We start from the raw sequence: 17468 nt of genomic DNA, 5'->3' as shown, positions 1-17468 counted from the left end.
TGGTTCTCCGAGCAGTTGCAGAATCTGTAACTGGGCAGTTGACTTAAGACCCCCAGTGTGCATGTGCCTGGTATGGCAGAGTTAATTACGTTCGGGGAGACACCGCTTCGATTCTCACCGCCGGGGAACCAGCGCCTGGAGATGGCGCGCGAGACGACGATCTATGCCGACGGGACGGCGAGCAACGCGGCGATCGCAGCCCACGAACTCGGTGCCGAACCGATCTGGCTCTCGAAACTACCGGAGACGCCGCTGGGCCGCCGTGTCGAAACCCAACTCGAAGAACAGGGTATCGAGACACATATTGCCTGGAGTGACGACGGCGAACTCCGACAGGGACTGTTGTTCCGGGAATCCGGTGCAGACCCCAGAGAGAGCCAGTACTGGCACGACCGGGGACATACGGCCGCTGCCACGGCCAAACCAGCCGACTTTCCGATGGAGGCGGTCCAGAACACCGAAACGATCTTTGCCGGGCTGGGGACTGCCGTCCTCTCCGAACAGGCAGCGAAAACCACCGGTGCCCTACTCCGGGCAGCCGGCGGCAGTGGAGCGTTGACTGCCGTCTCGCTCGATTACAGTGCTGGCCTCGCCCCGCCGGAGACCTACAGCGGTGTACTCGAAACGCTCGCCGACGATATCGACGTCCTGTTCGCCCGCGAGGAAAATGCACGCGAGGCACTCGACCGGAACGGAGGGCCCCGGGAGCTTGCAAACACGATTGCATCCGACTACGAACTGGAGATTATGGTAATTTTGCGATCCAGCGGTGGCGCTGTTGCACTTCGGGATACGCCGGGGACGAACATCATCCACGAGCGGGATCCGATCGAGAGCAGCGATGTCGATCCGACAGGCAAGACCGGTGCCTTCGTGGGTGCCTTCTTGCAGCAACTGATCAAGGGCTCGGATACAGCCAGGGCGCTGACCTATGCAGTCGCAGCATCGACGGTCGTCCGGACGGTTCCAGGCCCTTTCCTGACCACGACTGCGGGGGAGATCGAACCCCTCGCCGAGCGGGTCGTCGAGAACTCGCAGTGAGCGCCGGTACGCATATAATCCTCCCCTCCGATTCATTTCGTATGAAGCGACTGGGAGCGACAGTAGTGGTGGTTGTACTGGTTGTTGGTCTGACCATTGGGGCAGTGGGCACTGTCTCTGCACAGCAACAGACGACCATGACAGTGAGTGTCACCGACGGGGACGGAAACCCGATTTCGGATGCCGAGGTAACGGCGTCCTGGGGGGACGGGGACGGGACTGCCACGACACGGTCGAACGGAAACGCACTCATCGACGTCCCGACTGATGCCGATATCGAGGTCTCGGTCGAACATCCCGAGTACGTCCAGAATATTCCGAAAACGGTCGACGATCCGGACAACACAGTCAGTATCGAGATGTTAGAACCGGGGGCTGCAGAGATAACGGTCGTCGACGAGGAGAACGGCGAACCGGTCGAAGATGTCCAACTCACACTCACACACACGAACGTGGGGAAACACGACGACGGCGCGGAGGTTGCCACCATCGAAACCGATGGAAACGGTGTCGCCGAAATTGCAGAGATCGAGCAACGGGAGTACACTGTCGAGACGAACAGGCCGGGTTATCTGATCAACGAGACGACGCTCGACCTCGACGGGAACGACGTAACCGAGCAGATCGAAATAGAGAGCAGGAACGTCGAAATCGAGTTCAACATCACAGACAACTATCTCGACTCCCCTGTCGAGGGAGCGGCGATCACAGTCGATGGCTCCTCCGCCGGAACGACGACGAGCGACGGGACGCAGGTAACTCGTCTGGCAGTCAACGACAACTACGATATCACGGTCGCCAAAGAAGGCTACACCGAGAAGACGAGGGAGCTACAGGTCGGTGAACAGCCAGCAGGCTTCGAATTGACGATCCGTCGGACGCCGGAGATCAGTATCGAGCCACTCCAGACGGCTGTTGTTGCCGGACAGCAAACACAGGTGACGATTACGAACGCGTACGGTGATCCTGTCCCGGAGGCGTCTGTCTCTCTCAACGGGGAGGGTGTTGCCCAGACGAATTCGCAGGGTAGTGCGACGTTCACCGTCTCTGACGCTGGCGAGAACACCATCAGCGTGGAGTACCGTGGGCTGGAAGATTCGATCAGCATCGAGGGAGTCGAGCAAACAGCAGACAACGAGACAGAAGACGGTAGCACGGATAGCGTCGGAACCGGATTCGGGATTGCTGTTGCTGTCCTGGTGATCGCAGGGCTGACGATCGCACTGTCACGGCGACAAACGTCCTGAACACCTCACCCGATCCGATCTTCGGGGGACTTACATTTCCTGACACGCAACTGAGTCCAATGACTGGACTCGTAGACGTACACGACCGCCACGACGCGACCTACGAGACGCGCGGCGGTCGACAGGTCGTCAGAGATTACGGCCGACCGGAGCGAACACATCGAGCCGTTCGCAATGTCACCGGCGTTATCGAGATGGCCTACGACGTACTCGTGGTGACGGGAGACGACCGCATCGACTACGTCGACAACGCCCTCTCGAACCGTGTGCCGAGCGAAGACCAGACTGGCGTCTACGCGCTCTTGCTCGATCCACAGGGCCGCATCCGGACCGATATGTACGTCTACAACGCCGGGGAGCGGTTGCTCGTGTTCGTCCCGCCGGGCAACGGCGAGGAACTCGCAGAAGAGTGGCGTGGCAAGACGTTCATCCAGGATGTCGAGATCGAGAACGCGACCGACGAGTTCGCTATTTTCGGTGTCCACGGCGCGAAGGCGACCGAAAAGATCGCGAGCGTTTTCGTCGAACAGACACCCGAACAGCATCTCTCCTTCGTGCGCGGTGGGATGGGTGATGCAGGTGTCACCGTCATCCGAACGGACGGACTGACTGGCGAGGAGGGGTACGAGATAATCTGTTCTGTCTCCGAGGCCGAGGACGTTTTCGATACGCTCGCAAACCGTGGCCTGAACGCAGCACCCTTCGGCTACCGGACCTGGGAGACGCTGACACTCGAAGCCGGCACACCGCTTTTCGAGACCGAACTGGACGACGAGGTGCCGAACAATCTCGGCTTGCGAAACGCGGTCGATTTCGAGAAGGGCTGTTTCGTCGGCCAGGAGGTCGTCTCACGGGTCGAAAACCGTGGCCGCGCGACCAAGCGGCTCGTCGGCCTGACTACCGACGCGGTGCCCGACGCCGGCGCGACGGTGTTCGACGGTGACGAAACTGCCGGGGAGGTGACGCGTGGCGTCGAGAGCCCGACACTCGAAAAACCGATCGGACTCGCGTTGCTCGATCAAGGTGTTGCCACAGCACTCGACGACGCCGAACTCACGATCCGGATCGACGGTGACGAACGTCCAGCAGAGGGTGTCGACCTCCCCTTCGTCGATGGATCGGACGAATCGGCCCGGCTCCCGACATACTGACTACCGCCGTGTGAGCAACTGTTCTGTCAGGCTGGCCAGTACCTGGCCAACGCCGCTGAACGCGTGCAGGCCAGCGATACAACCGATCACGCCGATCACCGATCCGAGCAGTGCCTCCGGGAGGGTCGTGATCGTGAAAAGGTCGAACACCGGATTACTCGTCGTGATCGTCGTTGGCCCGATCTCGACGAGTTGTTCTGTGCCTGCCTGAGGACGATAGGAGACACCCGGTAGCCAGAAGACAAGCGGGGCAACGAGGTAGACAACCGAGAAGCTGAACCAGGTTACGAGCAGTGTGAACGAGATGATTCCGATCCAGAACGTCGCCAGACAGTAGACGAAAAGCAAGTAACTCCGTCCGTCGGTGGCGACCGTTTTGAGATACTGCCAGACCGGGAGTTGGTTCGGATCGATCGGTTCCCAGCTCACGTCTCGACCGAGGACGCGACGGAGCAACCCTGCTTCGACGAGGCCGGCGTGATCGGCGACACCGAGGACGATCACGAGCAGTGGCACACCGACACCGAGTGGGATCAGTGCGAGACCGAGCACGAGCCCTGTGACAAACGTCGTGAAGTACGCGACTCCGATTGGAAATCGAAGCAACAGGTAGGCGAGTGATCGATAGCTCTCCCGGTCGGTGGTGACACCGAACAGCCGACCGAGAACCGAACGGTCGGCAGCCGCCGTCTGGTGGCGCTCGCTCATATCCTCTCGTCTGTCGGGAGAGCCGTATATCTGCAGGGAGGGTTTCGGACGGTGAAACAGTACCGAACTGCGAGGAAACTACTCGAAGGGTTATTCTTCGGTCGACTGCCACTTGTCGGCAAACATCTGTGGCGTCGGATTCGTGTTGAACGGATCGAAGGTCAACGGCGCGTCCTCCGTGGCGGTTGTCGGGATTGTCTGGATTGTCTGTGCGGTCGAAGGCTGTTGTGTGCTCATGATTGGGGTGTGTCGAAGGTAGTTGGCGCGCGACGCGTTTCCAGAATAGTTATGACAGGCAGCGTACGCGTACCCCAAGCACGATCATTGTACTACTCTCTCTGTGGCCATCCCTAATAAATGTTAATGATATACTCCGGCGAGTGGAGTGCGAGGGAGTTACAGGTCGCCGAGGATCAGTTCTGTCTCGTAGTCGGTCAGATTCTCGTAGCCGTTCTCGGTGACGACGACAAGATCCTCGATCCGGACACCACCCACGTCCGGATCGTACAGCCCCGGTTCGATGGTGATGACGTGGCCGGGTTCGAGTGTTTCCCCGCTGTTTGCGACACTCGGGTGCTCGTGGACGTCCAGTCCGACCCCGTGACCAGTGCTGTGTGTAAATCCCGTCTCGGTCGTCGGGTTCTCGCGCAGTGTCGGGAGGCCGGCCGATTCGTAGACGTCACAGGCGGCACCGTGGACAGTGTTCGTCTCGACACCGGGTTCGATGGCCTCGATGGCTGCTCGCCGGGCCTCGTTTGTCAGTTCGTACCACGTTTCGAGCGTCTCACTCGGTTCGCCGTAACAGAATGTCCGTGTCATGTCGGCGTGGTACCGGCTCGATTTGTTCCGCGGGAAGATATCGACGATGACCGGGTCACCGGCTGTGAGGGGACCGCTACCGCGGTCGTGTGGCTCCGCGGCGTCCGTGCCACAGGCCACGATCGTCTCGTCGAGTGCACAGCCGTGGCGCAACAGCGTCACCTCGATCTCCTCTTTGACGCGCTCGCTGGTCAACACCTCACCGTCGTGGTGGAGTGTCCCGTCAGTATCGGCATCTGCCGTGTCGATAAGTTCCTCTGCGCGTGCCATCGCAGCCTCGTTGGCCCGCTGTGCCTCGCGAATGTGTTCGACCTCCTCCGCCGTTTTCGTCGCGCGTACCTCCGTGATCGTCGCGTCGGTGTCTGCGGTAACCTCGATCCCCTGTTCGCGGATGCCGTCCGCGGTCTGGAGCGGGAACCGCGGTGGTGCCGAGACGGAGTCGACACCGTGGGATTCGAGAAATGCAGCGAGGACACGGCTTCGGCCCTCGGCGATGCCGTACTCCTCCACTTTTCGCTGGTAGTCGAAATCACTGCCGCGCTCGACTGTCTCTGCCCGTGCCTCTGTTTTGGCCCGTCCGTACTCCAGACTCCGTGTAAAGAGGAGATGAACAGAGCCCGTATAGAGTGTGATGAATGGGTCCGGTGCGTCGAAGCCGGAGAGATAGTACTGATCTGCGTCCTCGGAGTCGGCATCGAGGAGGTAGCCATCGACACCGGCCGAGTCGAGATGTGCATCCAGTTCGGTGAGATCCGGTTCCATACACTGTCGATGGGTGGCTCGTACTTCAATGGTCCCGACTTCCGTCTACTTATTGTGCCACCTGACGTAGCGTGTCCAACAATGGCCTCGCCCGAGGAGAGAGCTGGACCGGAGATCGCCGTCGCGGTCGTGGGAGCGAAGACCCCCGGGAATATCGGGACCATCGCCCGTGCGATGAAAAACTACGGGCTCTCGGAACTGCTTCTCGTCGATCCACCGGCACTCGATCCCGACGGCGAGGCCTACGGTTTCGCCGGCCAGGCACGCGAGGATATTCTCCCGAACGCCGACGAGATCTCCTTCGAGGATCTGACCGAGAACTACTATACGGTCGGCTGTACGGCGACGACCAACGAGGACCCCGCGAATCACATGCGATATCCAGCAAAGACCCCGCGGGAACTGGCTGATTCTCTCGAAGGCATCGATAGCACGGTTGCCATCGTCTTCGGACGGGAACGCGTCGGGCTCACGAACGAGGAACTCGAACGGATCGACACGATCTGTTCCATCCCTGCGAGTGCCGAATACCCCTCGCTGAATCTCGGCCAGGCAGCGACCATCGTGCTGTACGAACTCCGCGACCTGGCACTCTCGGAGAGCCAGCACCCGGAGGACCTTCACAGACGTGCCCCGCAGCCGGAGATCGAGCGCCTCCACGATCAGTTCGCCGCGTATCTGGACGCCATCGACCACCCGGAGAACAAACAGCCCAAAGCCAGGCGGCTGTTCCGGCGACTGCTGGGACGTGCAGATCCGACCCCCAGAGAGGTGAGAACGATGCAGGGATTGCTCCGGACGGGCACAGAGCGAAGCGAGAGCTGGCACCCGGACCGGGAGTGATACTGGTGGCGATACATTCCCAAAGCGATTCGCACCCAGGGTGTGCGAAATTCTTCAGTTTCGTATAACCACCAGTACGAGCGTTACGGAACTGGGCGGCCTTCGAAGACGGGCTTGGGATCGGTCGCTCGTGTGCCATCGCAGACCCGGATACGGCCATCGGCGCGAACGAAGACGTTCCAGTGTTCGTGTGAGAAACTGATCAGAGGATCCTGATCTGTGCCGTCGTATCCCTCGAACAGCCGTGAGAGACTTTCGAGATCGATACTCTCGTACAGCGGTGAAATATCGGTCACCTCTTTCCCCTCTGCTTCCGCGATTGCATCGACGATCGCTTCGGGTATGGTCCGACTCCCGTCGTTCTTGTACCAGGTATCTACCACCGGCGTGCAGCTTCGGTACAGAGTGGTATCCGTTTCCATAGTTAAAAATACAGTTCTTTTATTTTATACCCTGCCGTCAAATTTCATATTTTGATACTGTGCCGTTCGGAGAGGATACTGGGTGTAGCAGAGCTTAGACGCCGATCTCGCTCAGGAGTTTCCCTGTTCGGAGAGCCACAAGACAGCTTCGAGAAAGCCATCTCCGAACGCAGACTCGGTAACGTGGTCGGCCGCCTCGGTTGCAGCGTCGTCGGCGTTTCCGACGGCGACTGACAGTCCTGCAACCTCGAACGTGGCGACATCGTTGACCGAGTCTCCGACAGCCAGAAACGCATCCCGTTCGTATCCCAGTTCCTCGGCGAGGACCGATAGCGCCCGGCCCTTGCTCTGTTCGGCCGATTTGACGTGATAGGCGTAGCCGGTGTCGACGACTTCGAGGCCGTGGTCGGCTGCGATCGATCTGAGTGGTGCAAGCGGTGAGTCACGGCTGACCGCGATCTCCGTCTCCCGCCAGCGGTTGACCAGATCTGCGGCTCCCCAGCCGACGTCGTACCCCTGGCGTTCGTACTCTTCGGCGACCGCTGCGGCGGCCGCTCTGTCGCCCTCGAACTGGATCCGACCGGATCGACCGGCGAGGGCAACACCGCCGTTTTCGGCGATGACGTTGATCTCGATACCGAGAAACTCACAGAGTGCAACCGGGTACGGCATCGCCTTGCCGGTCGCGATCACGACTGGCGCGGGCCAGGAGTTGATGATCGGAGACACGCGAGGATCGATCGTGCGGGTATCATTCGTGAGCGTCCCATCTATATCGGCAACCAGCGGGCCAAGAGAGTCCGGAAGCGACGCCGCCAGTTCGAGACTGTCTGCAAACTCCATACCGCCAATAGACGGAGTAGGGCCTTCGAGTCTTCGTTCTACGAGCGTGCCAGAAAATGAGCCAATGCCCAGGAAGATTCGATTACGTTACTGCTACTTGCCCGTCACTGGTTATCGTCACAGTGTACTCGTCAATGTCGAACTGGATCTCCCAGTTTGTCGCTGCGTTCGACCCAGAATGTGCCAGCATCGACTCTAGAGCGTCGGGATCGATGTAATCGTACAGTGTGATTTCGTCCTCGGGCGAGCAGTCGTCTGTTACCTCGCTGATTGCCTCTATCACCGCCACTGCGATCGTCTGGTCGGCCGAGGAGTTGCTCCCATCCGTTCGCCACTTCGTTTCGACATTCTGAACTGCCATGTGACAAAAACTGTCACAACTGGTAATTAAATTTTGTCAGACAATAATTAAGCAGATTACATGTTCGGCAGAACAGCACTGCTCGGTAGGTACCAGATAGCGTGAATCTGGACTCACGAAACGCAGCGTCGCTCAGTACTCCCGTTCGATCAGGTAATCGGCGATGTTGTTGAGCAGCTCGTGCGACTCGTTCTCCGGAAGCACGTCGAGGTGGGATTTCCCACTGTCGACCAGTTCGCGGGCAGTCGAGCGGGCGTACTCGATACTCCCTGCACGTTCGAGTTCGGCCACGGCGTCGTCTATCTCCGCTTCGGTGACTGCCTCGACCGAGTTCGTATCCACGAGCGATTCGATATCGACACCCTGATCACGAGCGTGGACGGTGATGATCGTCTGTTTACCCTCGACGAGATCACTGCCGCGTTGCTTGCCGAGTTTCTCGGTCGGTGTCGTCAGATCGAGGAGATCGTCCTGTATCTGGAAGGCGCGACCGATATCGAGTCCGTAGCTGTGGAGTGGCTCGACGGCCTCGTCGTGCCCGAGCAGGACGGCCGGAATGGAGGCCGCCGCTGCGTACAGCACGGCTGTTTTGAGTTCGACCATCCCGAGATACTCGTCGGGTGTGATGGCCGGTCGCTGTTCGAACTGTATATCCAGCGACTGTCCTTCACAGATCTCCGTACAGGTGGTCGCGAGTTCCGAGAGCGCACGAACCGAGCGTTCGGCCGGCGCGCCGGTGTCCAGCATGTTCTCGAAGGCTTTCGAGTACAGCGTGTCCCCCGCGAGAATCGCCGTCGAGAGATCGTACTCCCTGTGGACCGCAGGCACGCCGCGACGCATATCGTCGTCGTCCATGATGTCGTCGTGGATCAGCGTAAACGACTGGATGATCTCGATGCTGACTGCCGCCGCCATGATGTCGACTGGCGATCTATCAGCGGCTGGAAACGCCCGAAACTCCTCGCTACCGACCGCCACGTCAGCGAGTGCCTCCGCTGCGAGGAGTGTAATCGTCGGCCGGAGTCGCTTCCCGCCGGCTTCGAGCAGGTAGCGTGAGGCCTCGTAGAGCCGTCTCGGCTCGTCGATCGGGAGATCCTCCTCGATCGCGCTGTTGACCATCTTCCGACGTTTCTCGATTATGGCTTCGACTGCCTGCTGGCGCGTCATCGTTTACTCGACCAGCTGGATTAGGTTCCCGTTACGCGTTACGTGGAGATCACGACCCACCTTGTAGCCGTTGTCTTCTGCCAGGTTGACGTAGTCGGCGTAGCCGCTCATATCCTGGTGAGCCGGGATGACGTTCTGTGGCTGGAGCGCATCCAGCATCTCGTAGTGACCCTCCTTGTTCAGGTGGCCGGAGACGTGGATGTCGTCGTAGATTCGCGCACCCTGCATGCCCAGGAGCTTCTCGGACTGGTAGCGCTGTCCCTCGTTGGTCGGCTCCGGAATCACGCGGGCCGAGAACAGAACTTTGTCGCCGTTGTCGAGTTCGAACGGTGTCTCGCCACGGCCCATCCGTGTGAGCATCGCGCGTGGCTCACCCTGGTGGCCGGTGACGATCGGCAGGAAGTTCTCCTTGCCCTCGTTCATGACCCGTTTGAATGTCCGGTCGACGGACTTCCGGTGGCCGTACATCCCCAGATCGTCGGGGAAGTCGACGAAGTCGAGTCGCTCTGCCGTACCGGAGTATTTCTCCATCGACCGGCCGAGCAGGACCGGCTGACGACCGATATCGTCTGCGAACTCGACGAGACTCTTCACACGCGCGATGTGGGAGGAGAACGTCGTCGCGACGATCCCGCCATCGTAATCTTCCAGACTGTGCATCACGTCTTTGAGGTGGCGTCGGGCGACCGACTCGGAGGGCGTTCGGCCCTTCTTGTTGGCGTTGGTACAGTCCTCGATATAACAGAGAACGCCGTTGTCCTCACGGCCGATCTCTCGGAACCGATCCATGTCGATCGGATCGCCGATGACCGGTGTGTGGTCCATCCGTTTGTCGAGCCCGTAGACGATCGCACCCTCGGGGGTGTGAAGGACCGGGTTGATGGCGTCGATGATCGAGTGGGTGACGTTGACGAATTCGAGTTCGTTCCGGTCACCGATACTCATCGTCTCGCCGGGGTTCATCTTGATCAGGTCGTTCTGGACGCCGAACTTCTCCTCGCCCTGGATCTGCTGTTTGACCAGTTCGATCGTGAAAGGCGTGGCGACGACAGGTGCGTCGTAGCGGTGTGCGAGTTTCGAGATCGCCCCGATGTGATCGAGGTGGCCGTGTGTCGGCACGATCGCTTTGACGTCGCCTTCCAGATCGGACATGATGCGGTCGTCCGGAATCGCGCCCATGTCGATCAGATCAAGCGAGTGCATCCGCTCCGTTTCGACGTTGTCGTGAATCAGTACCTTCGAGAGGTTCAGGCCCATGTCGAAGACGACGACGTCGTCGCCCGCACGGACAGCCGTCATCTGTCGCCCGACCTCTTCGTAGCCGCCAATCGTTGCAATTTCGATTTCCATTGGAATCACGCCGAGGCGGTCGCCACGCCCGGGGTGACCGGCGACAACGAACACAGCCGATAGTCGGCTGTCCTGGAGTCCCGACTCTGTCGGTCGGCCGCTGTCTCACGCCGGGGCCATCAGCCCCAGCGTAATCCGCCAGCGGCGCGCCGGTCGCCCGAGAGGCCCGTGGCGACCGTTCGCTCGGATACTGACTACTTTTATCGCAAGCGTCAAAAGAACGTCGGTTGGGCCGCTGATTTACGACTGCAGTGAAAGGTTTCGTAGCTCACTCGTCGAACTGATCTGAAAGGGGGTCTGCCGAGGAGTCGTTTGCCGTCTCCACGTTCTTTCTGTCGGCCTCCTCTGTTGGTTCTTCTTCGAACGTCTCCGCACCACGATCGGTATCCTGCTCCGGGTCAGCTTCTTCGTCGAACCACTCGTCGTCGGTGACAGCGGTCGTCTCTTCGGTCTCCGGTGGCTGCTCCGAGGGTCGGTCCGAGCCCTCCGCCCCGAACGCAATTTCCTCTGCTGTTCGCTCTCGTCTCTCGGGCTGATCGATACCGGGCTGTTCTTTCTCAGGTGCGAACTCCTGTTCGACGGCTGGCTCCGTCCGGGGCGTGCTGTCGGCCGCTGCAGACTGGGCTGACGGTGCTGATTCGGTGGCTGGTTCCCGGCTGGCCTGGACGGGTTCCTCATCCACCGGCGACTGGTCGGTCGCTGTTGGTTCGGTCGTCTCTTCCTGTGCCGGTGTCGGCTGGTTACCGTCGTGGCTGGCTGGCTGTCTGACTGTCTCGGCAGTTGGCTGTTCGGACGCCGGCACCGCTGCTGGCCCCTGAACGGCCTCGTCCGAACTCGTTGGTGCAGTCTCTGCCGGTTTTGACGACTCTGCTGCTGTCTCGGGAGAACTATCCGTCGATTCGCCACTGGGTTCGGACGTAACAGCGACCGCCCCATCGAGTGTCTCCGCCGACGTGGCCCTGATTCCCTTCGAAACGGCGTCCCCGAGGAACTTGTACACGAGTGCGAAATTACCGACGATAAGCGAAGCGAGACCGAAAAATGCGAGGATGAGTCCGCCCGCGAGTGTCGCGGTCTCGACAGCGCCAGTCCCACTCGCGATCAGGCCCCGAACTTCGGGCACTGCCAGATAGCCCCCGAGAACAGTCAATCCGCCGCCAACGAGAGTGACCGCAAACCAGAGGGCAAACAGACGACCGCCATACTTCAGACTCTCCCTAAAAGTTATTATGGACATATAATGGGCCATGTGGGAAATCCCTAAAGGTATTTCGGCACCAGGAGCCGTCACCGCACAACGGTGCCAGCACTGCCGGTGTCGAGAAACGCCGCCAGCGAACCGAGATCGAACACCGACGCTGGAACGTCGAGGTCCAGAAGCTGTCTCACCTTGGCGGCCATCCCACCGGTAACATCGGTCGACTCGCTCCCACCGAGTACGTCCGCGACATCGTCGTAGGCCTCGATCTCTGCAATCACATCCCCTGAATCGTCGAGAACACCCCCGACAGTCGAACAGAGTCCGACACGGTCGGCGTCGAGCGACTGGGCCAGTGAGACGACGATGGTATCCCCACTCAGAACTGTCGCGCCCTTCCCGGCGTGGGCGACAACGTCGCCGTTGATAACCGGTGTAAATCCCTCGTCGAGCATCGTTCTGATATGGCTCGACGGGAACTCGACGGTGTCGTCCGCTGTCCGGTGGGCCGCCGACAGCGGGGCAACTGGGAGTGCATCGACCGAGTGATCGTGGAGCGTATCGAGGACAATATCCGTCAGGTCGCCCATCGCGCGGTGTATCGCCAGCAACCCGGCGACGTCACGGCTCCCATCGGTACTCGATACACCGACTCTGGCGGCGTGGTGGTGGCCGAAGCTGCCACCTCCGTGGACCACCACCAGCTGTTCGTCAGCCTGGAGAAACCCCCCGATCGCAGCGGCTGCGGTCTCGATAGCGCCCTGGTCGGCGGTCTCGGGCTGATCTTTGTCCGTAATGACGCTGCCGCCGAGTTTGAGAACCGTGACCATCACTCGGCCTCCATCTGAACACCCGTCGTATCCAGTTCGGCCCGGAAGGCCTGTTCACAGCCGGGGGTATACTCCATCGCAGTGAGTGATTCCGCCGTCTCGTCGAGGGCGACGATACAGCCGCCGCCGCCTGCACCGGTCAGTTTCGCGCCGTGGGCCTCACCGTTGCGGGCGGCCCAGACCATCGCATCCAGCGAGCGCGAGGAAACACCAAGCGCCGAGAGCAGGCCGTGGTTGAAATCCATCAGTCGGCCCAGTTCTTCGACATTGCCGTCTGCGAGTGCTTGCTCGCCGTTCCGGACGATATCGCCGATTGCCTCGACAGTGTCCGCGGCGAAATCGTACTGCTCACGGAGCCGTCGTACCCCGGCGACGAGCGCACCGGTATCTCCCGCACCGCCGTCGTAGCCGACGACGAACGGAAGTTCTGGGGCCTCGATCTGCCGGCAGTCGTCACCCTCGACACGGACTGCGCCGCCCATCGCAGAACAGAACGTATCCGCACGCGAGGCCTCCCCATCCTGGACCTTCTTTTCGACCTGGTACGCGCGGTCTGCGATCTCTTCGGGCTGGAGTTCGACGCCGAGTTCGCGCGTGCCGGCATCGATTGCAGCGACGGCGACGGCCGCCGAGGAGCCAAGTCCCGCCCCCAGCGGGATCTGGCTGTTGATCTCGACGTCGAAGCCGACACTTTCCGCGCCAGTCGCGTCTTTGACCTGTTCGATCGCTTCGTTGATATACCCCATTCCCGCGTCGACGAGTGATTCGGAGACGTCGATATCCGGCCGGTCGGTGGCTTTCCCCTCGTATTCGACAGTGAACCCGTTCAGAGAGAGATCGTCCGCCTGGACGCGGAGTCCGTCGGAGCGTTCGGTCACTGTGACCGTCGCCCGCCGTTCGATCGCACAGGGAACCGCCGGTTCGCCGTAGACGACCGCGTGCTCCCCGAAGAGATACACCTTCCCAGGAGCGCTTGCTGTAACCATGCCTGTGCCTGCGGGACCGACGGTGTTCTAAATACCGGTTTCTGGTCGGCGGGACTGACAGTGGGAGAAACAGCCGGAACCCGGACAGTTGTAAGCGACGAGACCTAACGAGTGGCAATGTCAGAATCCTGGACAGCAGACCAGATGCCGGACTGCTCGGAGAAGACGGTGCTGATCACGGGTGCAAACAGTGGGCTCGGGTTCGAGGCGACGAAAGCATTCGCAAAGAAGGGGGCAACCGTCATCATGGCCTGCCGGAGTCCCGAGCGCGGTGAACAGGCCGCCCAGGAGGTTGCAGAGCAACTCCCCGGTGGAACGGGCGCGACGCTCAACGTCCGACAGTGCGATCTCGCTTCGCTGGATTCGATCGAATCCTTCGCCGAGGAGGTCCGTGAGGTCTACGACGACCTCCACATCCTCTGTAACAACGCGGGCGTGATGGCGATTCCGCGCAGTGAAACCCAGGATGGCTTCGAGATGCAACTCGGTGTGAACCATCTCGGGCACTTCGCGCTGACCGGCCAGCTCCTCGATCTGATCGTCGGAACTGAGGGCGAGACGCGGATCGTCACCCATTCGAGTGGGGCTCACACCGCCGGGGAACTGGATTTCGACGATCTCCACCGCCAGAGATCGTACAGCAAGTGGGAGGCCTACGGACAGAGTAAACTGGCGAACCTGCACTTTGCGTACGAACTGCAGCGACGACTGCGTGACGCTGGCATCACGGAGACGAAAAGCGTCGCCTGCCACCCCGGTTACGCGGATACGAATCTCCAGTATCGCGGGCCGGAACAGTCCGGATCGCGGATCAAATATGCGATGATGCGTGTCGCAAACGGTGTGTTCGCGCAGTCAGCCAGCAACGGAGCGCTCCCGTTGCTCTACGCCGCGACCGCGCTCGATGTCGAGGGCGGCGAGTACTACGGGCCGGGTGGACTGATGAATATGCGCGGCGCACCCGAACGCCAGGAGTCAAGCGACGCCTCCTACGACGAAGCCGACGCCAGACAGTTGTGGGAGCGTAGTGAAGCACTGACGGGAGCTACGTACTCGTTCGAAGGACTCGTCACAGCGTGAGTTCCGGCTGGCTGAAACAGATCACTAGGCCAGACTCGGTCGCTGGATTCGGCCGTCGAGCGTGGGATCGAGCCCGACCTCGCGTGCGTACTCGACGATCGCATCGCGTGCGAGCCCGTACCGCCCAATCACGTCAGCCTCGTCGAACGCATCGTTGACGTGGCTGGTCTCGACGAGATAGTCGGCGACCGCGATCGTGTACCGCCGGTCGTCGTCGATCGGTTCGCCGGCGACAGTCGCGTCTCTCAGTTCACCCGAACTGTCGTCCCAGACGATCCGAGCACCGCTGACGTGACTGCAGTGCCGGTTCGGGTAGCCGTCGTTGTAGTAGCCGAACGGAACCGCGACGAATGCTTCCCGGAGTCGCTCGCCGGAGAGTTCGACGACTGCGAGCTGATCGTCGTAGGGTGTCAGCGCGATCAGGTCCGCAACTGTGACGTCGTCCCCGAGCGGCGGGCCCGATCGGATCGCACCCGGCGGGCTCAAAGCGACATCGGCACCAGTTTTCCAGCGCATCGCGTCGACGACGAGATTTCCGACCCGGCTCTCTGCGACCGTCGCCGTCTCTTCGGTTCGTTCGATCGGGTCTTCTGCTGTTGCGACGACTTCGTCGAGACCGTGTTCTGCCAGCAACGCCTGAACTCGATCCACCAGTTCGTCTCGGACTCCCTCGTCGACAGGCTGGTCGTCGACTTCGTGGATCGCAATCTCTGTACTATCCCCGAGTAGTACCTCGGAAAACCGCTCCCCTGCCCGGCCGGGGCGCACGACAGCAGTGCCCTCGATCAGCTCGGCATGCACGTCGTGGACGTGGCCACCGAGGACGGCATCGACCGACGTCTCCCGGGCGATCCGTTCGTCGCCGTGGCCACAGTGAGAGGCGACGACAATATACTCGGCACCCGCCCCACGCAGCGAACTGGCCTGCTCCCGGATAATTCGGACTGGATCACTGAATTCGACAGCTTCGGCTTTTGGGTTGATACTGTCAGTCTCCGGGTGGGCAACGCCGATGATGCCGACGAGGGTGCCATCGACTTCGACCAGCCTGTTCGGTTCTGTTGCCTCCGGGGCGAACTGCTCGCCCGCGACCGTCGCGTTCGCACAGAGCCAGTGGTCGGTGCCTGCCGCGAGTTCGCCCGCACGGTCGGCCCCGAAATCGAAATCGTGGTTGCCGAAGGTCTCACAGTCCGGATCGACCGCGTCGAAAAATTCGTGTGCACACCCGCCTTCGGTCGCAAGCGACAGCGCCGATGGCGCGGTGTTGTCGCCGCTCCCGACGACGAGCGTCCCGTCGTCCCGGCTGGCGTGGAGGGCACCAGCCAGGGAACCACACTGGTCGGGGTCGTCCAGCGCGGTTTCCAGATCGGAGTAGTGGAGGAGTCGAACGGCCATACGCATCACTCACCCAGACGAGCAATCAAGCTGACGGATCGCCATCAGCGACGGTGATCGCCGCTGCCGCCTCCGCAGCGAGCCTGGCGAGATCGTCGGGTTCGGCGGCCCCGATCCGTTCGAGTGGCGGCTGTGTCGCCGGGGCTTCCGGGGCGAGTTGCTGGCAGCCGGCGTCGATCGTCGAATCGTCGTAGCTCCCGATTTTCTTCGCTCGCTCGGTAATCTCCGGCTTGTCCATTGAGAGCAGCGGTCGATGGATCGGGAGATCGATCGCCGCGCTGGTCACCCGGAGATTCGCGGTAGTCTGGCTGGATTTCTGCCCGATCGACTCACCAGTGACGACGCCGACTGCGCCGACATCCTCGGCGACGGCTGCGGCGATCCGGAACATGAACCGGCGGGCGACCAGCATCCGGTACATCTCGGTGACGCCTGCGATCTGTTCGATCCCCTCGCCGCCCGGAGCGACACGCAGTCGACAGTCGACGTTCGGTGCGAACCGGCGCAGACGCTCGACAGTATCGATTGCCCGCATCCGGTGGTCGACCCCGCCGTACTCGCCGAGATCGACGTACAGCGGGATGACGGGTGCCCCGCGTTTCATCGTGAGCCAGGCCGCAACCGGGGAGTCGATGCCGCCGCTGACGAGCGCGACGAGGGGCTTCTGTGTCCCGACTGGAAGCCCGCCGGGACCGTCACGCCGTTCGAGAAAGACGTAGGCATCGTCCTGGCGACACTCCACCGAGAAGGTCATCTCGGGGTCGTCGAGGTCGACAGTCGGCTCGTACCCTTCTTCCTGGGCCGCCGTGTGGACGACCGACCCGCCCTCGCGTTCGAGTTCGGGGCTCGAAAACGGGTGGGCCGACTGTGGCCCGGCGCGCTGGGCCCGGACGGCAAACGTCTGCCCATCGTACTGGTCACGGGCAGCGTCGGCCAGCGCGTCACAGATCGCCGCCATCGTCGGATCGACCCGCAGTGCTGGACTTGCCGAGACGACGCCGAAGGCGTCTGTAACCGCATCGGTCACTTCGTCGATCCGGGCCGGCGTGGTGTGGACGTAGAGTCTGGTGTAGGCCTGCTCGACGGAGCCCGGCAGGTCGCGGTCGTCGAGAATCGCGCGACTATTCGCCTGGAGCTGTTTTTCCATGCGCGTGCGGAGTTGATCACTTTTGATCCCGACCTCGCCGTACCTGACGAGGACGGTCCCGGCTCCAGGCGGATGCATGGCTGTCCGTTGGCTACCACCCAATAAACAGCCTTTGGTC

Annotated in this window: 18 protein-coding genes; 5 read left to right on the top strand and 13 right to left on the bottom strand. The window is 61.3% G+C overall.

Going from position 1 to position 17468, the window contains the following annotated elements:
- The first annotated feature begins 72 nt into the window (after positions 1-72).
- Genes EOW68_RS00260 through ygfZ form a run of 3 tightly spaced genes read left to right on the top strand, consistent with a single transcriptional unit; the run spans position 73 to position 3439 of the window.
- Positions 73-1041 carry a PfkB family carbohydrate kinase gene (locus EOW68_RS00260; protein WP_128223173.1) on the top strand — a complete coding sequence of 323 codons (969 nt, stop codon included), beginning with the start codon at positions 73-75 and terminating at the stop codon, positions 1039-1041.
- 41 nt (positions 1042-1082) lie between these two features.
- Positions 1083-2288: a SpaA isopeptide-forming pilin-related protein gene (locus EOW68_RS00255; protein ID WP_128223172.1), complete on the top strand. Its 1206-nt coding sequence runs from the start codon at positions 1083-1085 to the stop codon at positions 2286-2288.
- A gap of 59 nt (positions 2289-2347) precedes the next feature.
- On the top strand, positions 2348-3439 hold the full coding sequence (gene ygfZ / locus EOW68_RS00250; protein WP_128223171.1) for a CAF17-like 4Fe-4S cluster assembly/insertion protein YgfZ: 1092 nt from the start codon (positions 2348-2350) through the stop codon (positions 3437-3439).
- On the opposite strand, the gene EOW68_RS00245 is transcribed toward ygfZ, so the two are convergent.
- The 3 genes from EOW68_RS00245 to EOW68_RS00240 form a co-directional block, all read right to left on the bottom strand.
- A complete protein-coding gene (locus EOW68_RS00245) occupies positions 3440-4147 on the bottom strand; it encodes a sensor domain-containing protein (RefSeq protein ID WP_128223170.1) in 708 nt (235 codons plus the stop codon).
- A gap of 90 nt (positions 4148-4237) precedes the next feature.
- The gene (locus tag EOW68_RS18340; RefSeq protein WP_431358667.1) at positions 4238-4384 is read right to left on the bottom strand and encodes a hypothetical protein; all 147 of its coding nucleotides are present in this window, start codon (positions 4382-4384) and stop codon (positions 4238-4240) included.
- A gap of 159 nt (positions 4385-4543) precedes the next feature.
- Entirely contained in the window at positions 4544-5728 is a 1185-nt protein-coding gene (locus EOW68_RS00240; RefSeq protein WP_128223169.1) for a M24 family metallopeptidase, read from the bottom strand.
- An 81-nt stretch (positions 5729-5809) separates the two neighbouring features.
- Here EOW68_RS00240 and EOW68_RS00235 point away from each other — a divergent pair, with 81 nt between their 5' ends.
- Complete coding sequence (locus EOW68_RS00235; RefSeq protein WP_128223168.1) at positions 5810-6571, top strand: RNA methyltransferase; 762 nt, start codon at positions 5810-5812, stop codon at positions 6569-6571.
- Between the two features lie 83 nt (positions 6572-6654).
- Here the strand turns inward: EOW68_RS00235 and EOW68_RS00230 are convergent, their stop codons facing one another.
- The 8 genes from EOW68_RS00230 to mvk all read right to left on the bottom strand — a co-directional run bounded on the left by EOW68_RS00230 (position 6655) and on the right by mvk (position 13728).
- Positions 6655-6954, bottom strand: a complete 300-nt coding sequence (locus EOW68_RS00230; RefSeq protein WP_128223167.1) for a HalOD1 output domain-containing protein — start codon at positions 6952-6954, stop codon at positions 6655-6657.
- 150 nt (positions 6955-7104) lie between these two features.
- Positions 7105-7836: a phosphoglycolate phosphatase gene (locus EOW68_RS00225; RefSeq protein ID WP_128223166.1), complete on the bottom strand. Its 732-nt coding sequence runs from the start codon at positions 7834-7836 to the stop codon at positions 7105-7107.
- An 82-nt stretch (positions 7837-7918) separates the two neighbouring features.
- Positions 7919-8197 carry a HalOD1 output domain-containing protein gene (locus EOW68_RS00220; RefSeq protein ID WP_128223165.1) on the bottom strand — a complete coding sequence of 93 codons (279 nt, stop codon included), beginning with the start codon at positions 8195-8197 and terminating at the stop codon, positions 7919-7921.
- Positions 8198-8329: 132 nt separating this feature from the next.
- The gene (gene idsA3 / locus EOW68_RS00215) at positions 8330-9364 is read right to left on the bottom strand and encodes a geranylfarnesyl diphosphate synthase (protein WP_128223164.1); all 1035 of its coding nucleotides are present in this window, start codon (positions 9362-9364) and stop codon (positions 8330-8332) included.
- 3 nt (positions 9365-9367) lie between these two features.
- Positions 9368-10714: an RNase J family beta-CASP ribonuclease gene (locus EOW68_RS00210; RefSeq protein ID WP_128223163.1), complete on the bottom strand. Its 1347-nt coding sequence runs from the start codon at positions 10712-10714 to the stop codon at positions 9368-9370.
- Positions 10715-10982: 268 nt separating this feature from the next.
- Complete coding sequence (locus EOW68_RS00205; RefSeq protein ID WP_128223162.1) at positions 10983-11951, bottom strand: prolipoprotein diacylglyceryl transferase; 969 nt, start codon at positions 11949-11951, stop codon at positions 10983-10985.
- A gap of 50 nt (positions 11952-12001) precedes the next feature.
- Positions 12002-12742: an isopentenyl phosphate kinase gene (locus tag EOW68_RS00200; protein WP_489666322.1), complete on the bottom strand. Its 741-nt coding sequence runs from the start codon at positions 12740-12742 to the stop codon at positions 12002-12004.
- Positions 12742-13728, bottom strand: a complete 987-nt coding sequence (mvk, locus tag EOW68_RS00195; RefSeq protein ID WP_128223160.1) for a mevalonate kinase — start codon at positions 13726-13728, stop codon at positions 12742-12744. Before mvk ends, EOW68_RS00200 begins: the two co-directional genes overlap by 1 nt.
- A gap of 117 nt (positions 13729-13845) precedes the next feature.
- Between mvk and EOW68_RS00190 the strand changes: the two genes are divergently transcribed.
- Positions 13846-14808 carry an oxidoreductase gene (locus EOW68_RS00190; protein ID WP_128223159.1) on the top strand — a complete coding sequence of 321 codons (963 nt, stop codon included), beginning with the start codon at positions 13846-13848 and terminating at the stop codon, positions 14806-14808.
- A gap of 24 nt (positions 14809-14832) precedes the next feature.
- On the opposite strand, the gene EOW68_RS00185 is transcribed toward EOW68_RS00190, so the two are convergent.
- Complete coding sequence (locus tag EOW68_RS00185; RefSeq protein WP_431358666.1) at positions 14833-16203, bottom strand: bifunctional metallophosphatase/5'-nucleotidase; 1371 nt, start codon at positions 16201-16203, stop codon at positions 14833-14835.
- A 25-nt stretch (positions 16204-16228) separates the two neighbouring features.
- Positions 16229-17428 (bottom strand): tRNA sulfurtransferase, encoded by a 1200-nt coding sequence (locus EOW68_RS00180; protein ID WP_128223157.1) that lies wholly within the window; start codon positions 17426-17428, stop codon positions 16229-16231.
- Positions 17429-17468 lie beyond the last annotated feature (40 nt).

This window comes from Halovenus amylolytica, from assembly GCA_004015825.1.
In the GTDB taxonomy this organism is placed as follows: domain Archaea; phylum Halobacteriota; class Halobacteria; order Halobacteriales; family Haloarculaceae; genus Halovenus; species Halovenus amylolytica.
This window is presented reverse-complemented; position numbering and strand designations above follow the sequence as displayed.